This is a genomic window from Ornithinimicrobium sp., from assembly GCF_051004135.1.
Taxonomy (GTDB): Bacteria; Actinomycetota; Actinomycetes; order Actinomycetales; family Dermatophilaceae; genus Ornithinicoccus.
Genome location: NZ_JBPCKQ010000037.1, coordinates 1 through 7,517 on the forward strand (window position 1 = coordinate 1; position 7,517 = coordinate 7,517).

Genomic DNA, 7,517 nt, shown 5'->3' on the forward strand with positions numbered 1-7,517 from the left:
GCGCCACCTGGCAGGCGTCCTGACCACGGGAGGAGGGATAGACCGCGAGCCGGCCCTGCTTGGTCAGCGCGGTGGCCTGGCCGTCGAACCGGCGGCCCAGCATCATGTCGCGCCAGACCGCGACCAGATCCTCGGCGGTCGGCAGGGCGTAGCCACGGGCCTCGGCATCCGGCCCCGGTGCTCCGTCGCCCAGGCGTCCCTCGGCGTCGATGAGCTGCACCGGCTGCGGGCACGGTAGGAGGTGGTCCACCCCGGTCATCATCGGCTCCTTGCTCGATAGCTGTCCCCCTATGGTCGCTCAACCAGGACAGAAGGACGTCTGCTGGATGCAATTGCGGATGTTTGACATGATCTTGTGGTGGCAGAGCGCAAATCGTCCAGTAGCACGTCGGCTGAGACGGGCCTGTCTGGACGATCGGCTGTGGATGCCACGGACCTGCGCATCGTCGCCGCCCTGCAGCGCGACGGGCGGATGTCGGTGCGTGCGCTGGCCCAGGAGGTGCACGTGTCCCGAGCCGGAGCATATGCCCGCCTCGAACGACTTCAGGAGCACGGTGTGATCACCGGCTTCACCGCGGTAGTGTCGCCGGAGAAGGTCGGCCTGGGCACCTCGGCATACGTCTCGGTCTCCATCGAGCAGAACTCCTGGCGGCAGGTCGCCGGCGCGATGCGGGCCTTGCCCGGCGTGGATCACGTGGCCCTCGTGGGGGCGGAGTTCGACGTGCTCGTGCAGGTGCGGACGCGAGACAACCACGAGCTGCGCAACGTCGTCCTTGAGCAGATCCAGGCGCTCCCCGGTGTCAAGGCGACCCGTACCTGGCTGATCTTCGAGGAGCTGAGCACCCGTGGCCGCATCCCCAAGACTGAATGATCGCGCAGGACCAGTGGATGGTTAATCCTTCAAGTAAGGAATTTCCCAATAATGCTGCAGATGGGCCTGCTGTTGGGGGTCCGGGACTAATCTTGTGGAACCAGGAGGCTTATTCAGAACGTGGTTCGGTAGAATTCGAGTGCGATAACGGTTGAGATTGTTTCGGAGAATGTTCGCAGTGGCTTGCGGTAGTCGGTGTGGAGGATTCGCCAGGTCTTGAGGTGGGCGATGCCGCGCTCGATCTGGGACCGGATTGAATTGACTTGAGTGTTGAACTGCTTCTGTGATTCGTGCAGTTTCCCGCCGGCTGGTTTACGGATCGGAGTGATCAATCCTAGGCCGATGTAGCCTTTGTCGCCCAGGTGATCTGGAAAAACGTCATCGTCTAAGATTCCAGACTCTCGCAAGGCTTTGCTGTCATGGGTCTTGCCGGGGGTGGGGTCGGAAATCCAGGCAAGCTGGCCGCTCAAGGTGCAAGCCACCTGGACGTTCATGCCGGTGGTGCGGTGCTTGCCGGACCACAGTTCGGGATGATCCGCCCATGACCAGCACGGCAGCAACGTTCCGTCGATGATCAGTTGAGCCTGCGGATCCAGGTCCTCGACCGTTGGCACCCAATGTTTGAGGACCGCACCGAGGATCGGGGTGTACTTGGTGATGGTCCGCGAGATCGTCGGTTGTGAGGCACCAAAGAACTCGGCTAGTTCCTGCTGGACATGGTTGCGCCGCAGGTAAGACAACGTGACGACAACCGACTTGAACAATCCAAGAGCCGGCTTACGACCGAGTTCCTTGATCGGCGGCCCACACTGTTCAGTAATCATCGCGCACAACGTGACGATCTCGTCCTTACTAAAACCCGTAGTATGATACACGTGACGGCCTGTTCTTCAGAGATTAGGTGTGGTAACCCAATTCTCTCGAAAAATAGGCCGTCGCCATTGACCGACACGCGGGACGGGTATACTAATTCAGTCCCAGTTGGGTTCGTTTTGAATAACCCTCCAGGTCAAGCGACCGGAGAGGAGTGGACGGTGGACCAGCTTCTCGCGGCGCAAGGGATGGTCGGCGGTGCCGTCCTCATCGGCGCGGGGGCGTGGTGTCGCCGTGGCCTTCGCCAGGCCAGTCGCGTCATCGAGCAAGCGCCCTACCCGCCGCGATCTGTGGGGTCCCCCGCGCCGGACCTTGCTGCGCGTGCGGCGGCCCTTCCCGCGTAGTGCGGGCGCTCACCGGGCGCGAACATGATCTCTCCTTAGATTTCCCAAGGAATCTTGGCTCTTCCATTACTTACGGCGGGGAAGAATAGAATCAAGAATTCACTTGATTGCGCTCCTATGCCGCCGTGGCTGATGCGCAGGCCGTCCTGGATGATTTCGTCGACGGAACCGGAACCGACGCGGAGATCGCTGCCGCTCAGGCCAGTCTGGACGCTGCCCAGGCCACCCAGGCGGACGCGGTCGCCGCGCTCGAAGCCGCGCAGGCCGACCTCGACGCGGCGTTGGCCGCCGACCAGGCCGTCGCCGACGCGCAGGCCGACCTCGACTCGGCACAGATCGCCGCCTACGCGGCGGACGTCGCCGTCGTCGGCGCGCAAGCCGACCTGGACGACCTGCTGGCCGCCCAGGCCGACGCAGACGCCGACGTGGACGCGGCCCAGGCAGCACTCGACGCCGCGGCGGACCTTGCTGCCGGGACCGACGCCGACGCGCTGGAGGTCGATGTCGATGCGGCTGCCGAGCTCGTGGAGGAGCTCACCGCCGAGCTCGACGACCTGCAGGCGCTGATCAACGACGGCCTGGACGAGGCGAACGCGGCGCTCGATGCTGCGCTTGGCGACATCGCCGACCTCGAGGCGGCGCTGGGCGACGACGTCGACGCGGGCGACCTGGACGCGGAGCTGGAGGCAGTGGTCCTCGCGTGTGCCGACGCCACTGACGCCACGGTCGTGGTCGACGGTGACACCATCGTCGTGGAGGGCAGCTCGGTCGTCATCGGCGGCTCCGGCGTGACCCCGCGGGCGGGAACCACGCCGGGCTCGGTCGTGACCCGCGGTCGAGTGTCACCCCGCGGTCGAGTGTCACCCCGCGGTCGGCTGCGCGCTCGTCCTACCAGTCGGCTCGTGTCGCGCGGGCCGTGCCGGGCGTGGCTCGCTACACCGGCTGACACACCCAGCACCACCGCCGTGGCCGGGGGAGCCAGCGATCCTGCAGTCCCGGCCACAGCTCCCCTGTTTCGTCCTGGAGGTTTGATGTCCCTGCACCACACTGTCCGTGCCCTCGCCTGCGCTGCGGTCCTGTTCCTCGGCGCGGGCTGCAGCTCGCCGGCCGGATCCGAGAACAGCAGCTCGTCGGCACCGGCCGGCGCTGTCGCCGACAGCGCCGGAGCCACGCAGTCCGGCCGCGGGACGTACGCCGCCAGGACCACGATGGGGGCACCGGAGCAGGAGAGCGGCTCCCTGGCGGCCACCGGCAAGGGCGCGGAGGTGTCCGTGCACGCCAAGCCGGACGGGGAGGTGGTCGAGACCTTCGAGAACCCGACGCCGACGGGGGTGCCGCTCACGTTTATGGTCGTTTCCACGAAGCAGGACTGGATGGAGGTGCAGCTGCCGGTCCGCCCCAATGGCCGGACCGCCTGGGTGTCGAAGAACGACGTCATGCTGACGGAGGTCTACTACTCGCTCAAGGTCAAGACCGCCGACAACACGCTGGAGCTCTATCGCTCCGACGACCTGGTCGAGAGCTTCCCCGTGGCCACCGGCACCGGTGGCACGCCCACCCCGACCGGCACCTACTACCTGACCGAGCTGATCGCTACGACCAACGAGGGGTACGGCCCGTTCGCCTACGGCATCTCGGCCTTCTCCGACGAGCTGAACAGCTTCGGCGGCGGGCCGGGCCAAGTGGGTCTGGACGGCACCGACGACGAGGACAGCATCGGCCAGGCGGTCAGTCATGGGTGCATCCGGATGACCAACGCGGCCATCACCAAGCTCTCCGCGCTGCTGCCCCTGGGAACCCCGATCGAGATCACCTGAGGGCCTCAGGTTCGTCCCTGGTCGGAGTCGTCAGCCGTCGTCATTGAGTCGAACATCTCGCGTAGCGGCGCGAGGTCCTGACTCGTGGATGCGACCCTGGATGCCTCGACGTTGCCTTCGCGAGTCACTCCCGACCAGTCCACGGACCAGCCGGCGTCCTGTGCGATCCGGTCCACGAATCCCTCGCGATCCAGGCCGCGCAAGAAGCCCTCGGCTCGAAGCTCCTTGAACACGTTCCCCGCGGCCCGATCGATGAGGCGCGCCGGCACGAAGGTCGACCCGCCTTTGGCCAGATCGACGGTGCGAATCTCGCCCGCCCATGCGTAGACGTCCTGGAACAGGTGGCGGTGCACACCGCGCAGTTCGGCCAGGTCGCCGGTACGCCGGACGGTGTAGGCATGGGCCAGCTCGATGAGCCGGAAGGATGAAAGGTCGCCCTCGGCTCGTGCCAGGGTGGCTTCGCTCTTGGCTCCGACCAGATTGCGAAGCACACCGCTTCGCGGGTCAAGGTACGGATCGACGAACGAGGTCATGTCCCCTGACCTGCTCAGGTACCTCTTGGATCTCCGAAGCCCGCCGTCAGCGACGGAGCCCGAAGCGCTCGCGAGTGCGCTCGCCGAACGTCCCAAGGTCGATCCGCCCCGCGGCATAGTCATCCGCGTCGGCCTCCCACTCCGGCGTCACGTCGAGCCCCTCCATCCGGACGCTGTGCACCGCTTCAGCCACCTGGCGAGCACGCTCGGCGGCGTCGGTGGACGTTGCGGAGTCCGTGCGTGCGTGGGTGCTCATGGTGTGCTCCTCCGTGGCTCGAGCTCCATACTATCGAGTCTGAGGTGGACGAGCCGGCGTCGTCCACAACCTCCGGGGCGCGGTCAGCGGATCCAGTGCTGCCCGGGCTCGGGGTGGGACAGGAAGTGCGTCATCGCCTGCGTGACGGCGTAGGCCCCGGTCTGCCCGAAGGCCAGCAGGTCGCCGGGGCCCAGGTCGACCGGCAGATCGGCGCTGCCGACCCGGTCCAGTGAGGTGCACAACGGCCCGGCCAGGGTGTATGTCGTGCGCTGGCCGTCGCGACCGGGTGCGGTGACCGGGAACGACTGCCCGGTCAGCAGGGGCCGCAGCAGGTGGTTGATGCCGCCCTCGAGCAGCGCGAACCGGGTGCCCCGGCTCTCCTTCACCCGGACCACCCGGGTCAGATAGACCCCGCACGGCCCGGACAGCCACCGCCCGGGCTCCAGCAGCAGCTCGCCGGTGAACCAGTCGTGCTCGGTCAGCAGCCGCTCCAGTCCGGCGCCGAGGGCGTGGATGTCCAGGGACGGCTCGTGCGCGGCGTAGCGGATGCCCAGTCCGCCGCCGAGGTCGATCAGCTCCAGGTCGACGCCGTGCTCGGTGCGCATCGCCCGGGCGATCCGCAGCGCCGTGCGGTGGTTGGCCAGTAGCACCCCGGGGTCGAGCTCGTTGCTGGCCGAGAAGACCTGCAGCCCGGTGATCGCCACCCGGTCGTAGGCCCGGGCAGCGGTCAGGAAGTCGGCCAGGTCCTCCTCGTCGACGCCGAACGCCGAGGGCCCGACCCCGCCGATGATGGCGCAGGACTCGCGGATCCCGGACGCGGGGTGGACCCGCACGCTGACCCGCAACGGCTCGGCTCCGGAGTCGGCGTGCAGGGCGTGCAGTCGCTGCACGTCCTCGATGCCGTCCACCTGCACCCGCGCCCCGGCATACACCGCGGCCTGCAGATCGCGCTGGGACTTGGCCGGCCCGGCGAACACCATGCCGCTGCCGGTGCCCCCGGCGGCGAGCACCGCCGACACCTCCCCGGCGGAGGCACAGTCGAACCACGCGCCCTGCGCGGCGAAGGTCTCCAGCAGCGGGATCCCCGGGTTGGACTTCACGGCATACGCCAGCCGGACCCGGCCGGGCAGTGCCTGCCGGAGGGCCTCCCAGCGATCCCGAGCCGCCCGCAGGTCGTAGACAAAGCACGGCGTGCCGTGCCGCCCGGCCGCGGCGACCAGATCTTCCTCCGTCAACGCGAACAGGTCCTGGGCCGACGTGGTCAACACGGCTCCTCCCACCAGGGCGCCAGTCGCGCCAGTCCTTCCAGCAGCTCGGCACGCGGTCCGCCGACGCTCAGCCGGACGTGGTCCCGGCCGGCCGGTCCGAATGCCGCTCCGGGCACCACGAGCACGCGCCCCTCGTCCCGGACCCGCCGCACGAAGCCCTCCGGGTCCGCGCGGGTCCAGGGGGGCAGCGGCAGCCAGTGGTAGAAGCCGGCCGTGACCGGCTGCGTCGGCCGCAGCACCTCCGGGCCGGCCGCGACCAACTCCCAGCGGCGCCGCAGCTCCTTGCGCGAGCCCGCCAGCACCGTCGCCGAGTCGCCCAGCAGCGCGGCCGCGGCGACCTGGCTGGGCCGGGCCGGGGCGGTGGTCATCGCGTTGTGCACCAGCCGCGCCGGGGCCAGCAGTTCCGCGGGTCCGCCGGCCCAGCCGACCCGCAGCCCGGGGGCGGCCCAGGCCTTGCTCACCGACTGCACCACGATCGCCCGGTCGCTGACCTCGCGCACCGACGGTTGCGGGGTGCCGTCTACGCGCAGCTCGCGGTAGACCTCGTCGCTGATCAGGGTGACGTCGCGGCGCTCGCAGGCCCGGGCGACCCGCTCCAGCTCAGGCGCGGTGGCGCAGCCGCCCGTCGGGTTGGCCGGGTGGTTGAGCACGACGACGGACACGTCGTGGTGCTGCTCCAGCAGGTCGAGCACGGCTCCGGCGTGGAGGGCACCGCCGGGACCGAGGGGGTATGCGGTGCTCTCGGCTCCCGCGAGGGTGGCCAGGGTGCGGTAGGCGGGGAACCCCGGGTCGGGCACCAGCACCCTGCTGCCCGCCGGCACGTGGGCCTGGAACAGCGCGAAGAGCGCGGCCTGGCTGCCGGCAGTGACCATCAGCTGGTCGGGCCGGACGGCATACCGCTCAGTCAGCGCCTCGACCAGCTCGGGTAGGCCCTCGTTGGGGCCGTAGCTGCACGTCATCGCCAGATCAGCCCAGTGGACCAGCGCCTGCGTCGCCGCGTCTGGCACCGGCCAGCCCGGCTCGCCGAGCGCGAGGGAGATCGTGCCCTGCGGGGCACCGCGGGCGATGCTGCGGATCGGCGAGGTGGTCAGGCCGGCCGCGCGTGCTGCCACGCTCATCGCAGCGCGTCCTCGAGGGTGGTGGCGGCGTCGGTGCCGGCGTCGCGATACTTCACGATCATCGGGGCGTAGAGGCTCAGGCCGCGGGACTGCGCGTAGTCACCGGTGGCGGGACGGCTGCCCGGGACCACCACGGCCCCAGCGGGCACCTCCCCGGTCACCACGCGATGGTGCACCAGGTCGTAGATGCGGGTGCCGCCGGTCAGGATGACCCCGGGGGCCAGCACGGCCCGGGTGCGCACGACCACTCCCTCGTAGACGCCGCACTGGGCGCCCACGAACGCGTCGTCCTCGATCACCACCGGCCGTGCGCCGACCGGCTCGAGCACCCCGCCGAGCTGCACGGCAGCCGACAGGTGGACGCGCTCGCCGACCTGCGCGCAGGAGCCGACCAGCACGTGACTGTCCACCATCGAGTCGGCACCGACGTAGCCGCC

At 69.1% G+C, this 7,517-nt stretch carries 8 protein-coding genes and 1 pseudogene; 2 read left to right on the forward strand and 7 right to left on the reverse strand.

Going from position 1 to position 7,517, the window contains the following annotated elements:
• Nucleotides 1-259: pseudogene (locus ACR2FV_RS01945) on the reverse strand (pyruvate dehydrogenase (acetyl-transferring) E1 component subunit alpha); the annotation flags it as partial.
• Nucleotides 260-421: 162 nt separating this feature from the next.
• Between ACR2FV_RS01945 and ACR2FV_RS01950 the strand changes: the two are divergent.
• Nucleotides 422-871, forward strand: coding sequence for an Lrp/AsnC family transcriptional regulator (locus tag ACR2FV_RS01950; protein WP_434014039.1), 450 nt, complete (start codon nucleotides 422-424; stop codon nucleotides 869-871).
• A gap of 113 nt (nucleotides 872-984) precedes the next feature.
• On the opposite strand, the gene ACR2FV_RS01955 is transcribed toward ACR2FV_RS01950, so the two are convergent.
• The gene (locus ACR2FV_RS01955) at nucleotides 985-1,695 is read right to left on the reverse strand and encodes a transposase family protein (protein WP_434014040.1); all 711 of its coding nucleotides are present in this window, start codon (nucleotides 1,693-1,695) and stop codon (nucleotides 985-987) included.
• Nucleotides 1,696-2,213: 518 nt separating this feature from the next.
• On the opposite strand from ACR2FV_RS01955, the gene ACR2FV_RS01960 reads away from it, so the two are divergent.
• Nucleotides 2,214-3,905, forward strand: a complete 1,692-nt coding sequence (locus ACR2FV_RS01960; protein ID WP_434014041.1) for a L,D-transpeptidase family protein — start codon at nucleotides 2,214-2,216, stop codon at nucleotides 3,903-3,905.
• A 5-nt stretch (nucleotides 3,906-3,910) separates the two neighbouring features.
• On the opposite strand, the gene ACR2FV_RS01965 is transcribed toward ACR2FV_RS01960, so the two are convergent.
• The 5 genes from ACR2FV_RS01965 to ACR2FV_RS01985 form a co-directional block, all read right to left on the reverse strand.
• Nucleotides 3,911-4,438, reverse strand: a complete 528-nt coding sequence (locus tag ACR2FV_RS01965; RefSeq protein ID WP_434014042.1) for a Fic/DOC family protein — start codon at nucleotides 4,436-4,438, stop codon at nucleotides 3,911-3,913.
• 46 nt (nucleotides 4,439-4,484) lie between these two features.
• On the reverse strand, nucleotides 4,485-4,694 hold the full coding sequence (locus ACR2FV_RS01970) for an antitoxin VbhA family protein (RefSeq protein WP_434014043.1): 210 nt from the start codon (nucleotides 4,692-4,694) through the stop codon (nucleotides 4,485-4,487).
• An 83-nt stretch (nucleotides 4,695-4,777) separates the two neighbouring features.
• Nucleotides 4,778-5,959, reverse strand: coding sequence for an alanine racemase (locus ACR2FV_RS01975; RefSeq protein WP_434014044.1), 1,182 nt, complete (start codon nucleotides 5,957-5,959; stop codon nucleotides 4,778-4,780).
• Complete coding sequence (locus ACR2FV_RS01980; RefSeq protein ID WP_434014045.1) at nucleotides 5,956-7,080, reverse strand: pyridoxal phosphate-dependent aminotransferase; 1,125 nt, start codon at nucleotides 7,078-7,080, stop codon at nucleotides 5,956-5,958. Before ACR2FV_RS01980 ends, ACR2FV_RS01975 begins: the two co-directional genes overlap by 4 nt.
• Nucleotides 7,077-7,517, reverse strand: a 441-nt coding sequence (locus ACR2FV_RS01985; RefSeq protein ID WP_434014046.1) for a DapH/DapD/GlmU-related protein, incomplete at its 5' end; no start/stop codon positions are given. The genes ACR2FV_RS01985 and ACR2FV_RS01980, both read right to left, overlap by 4 nt.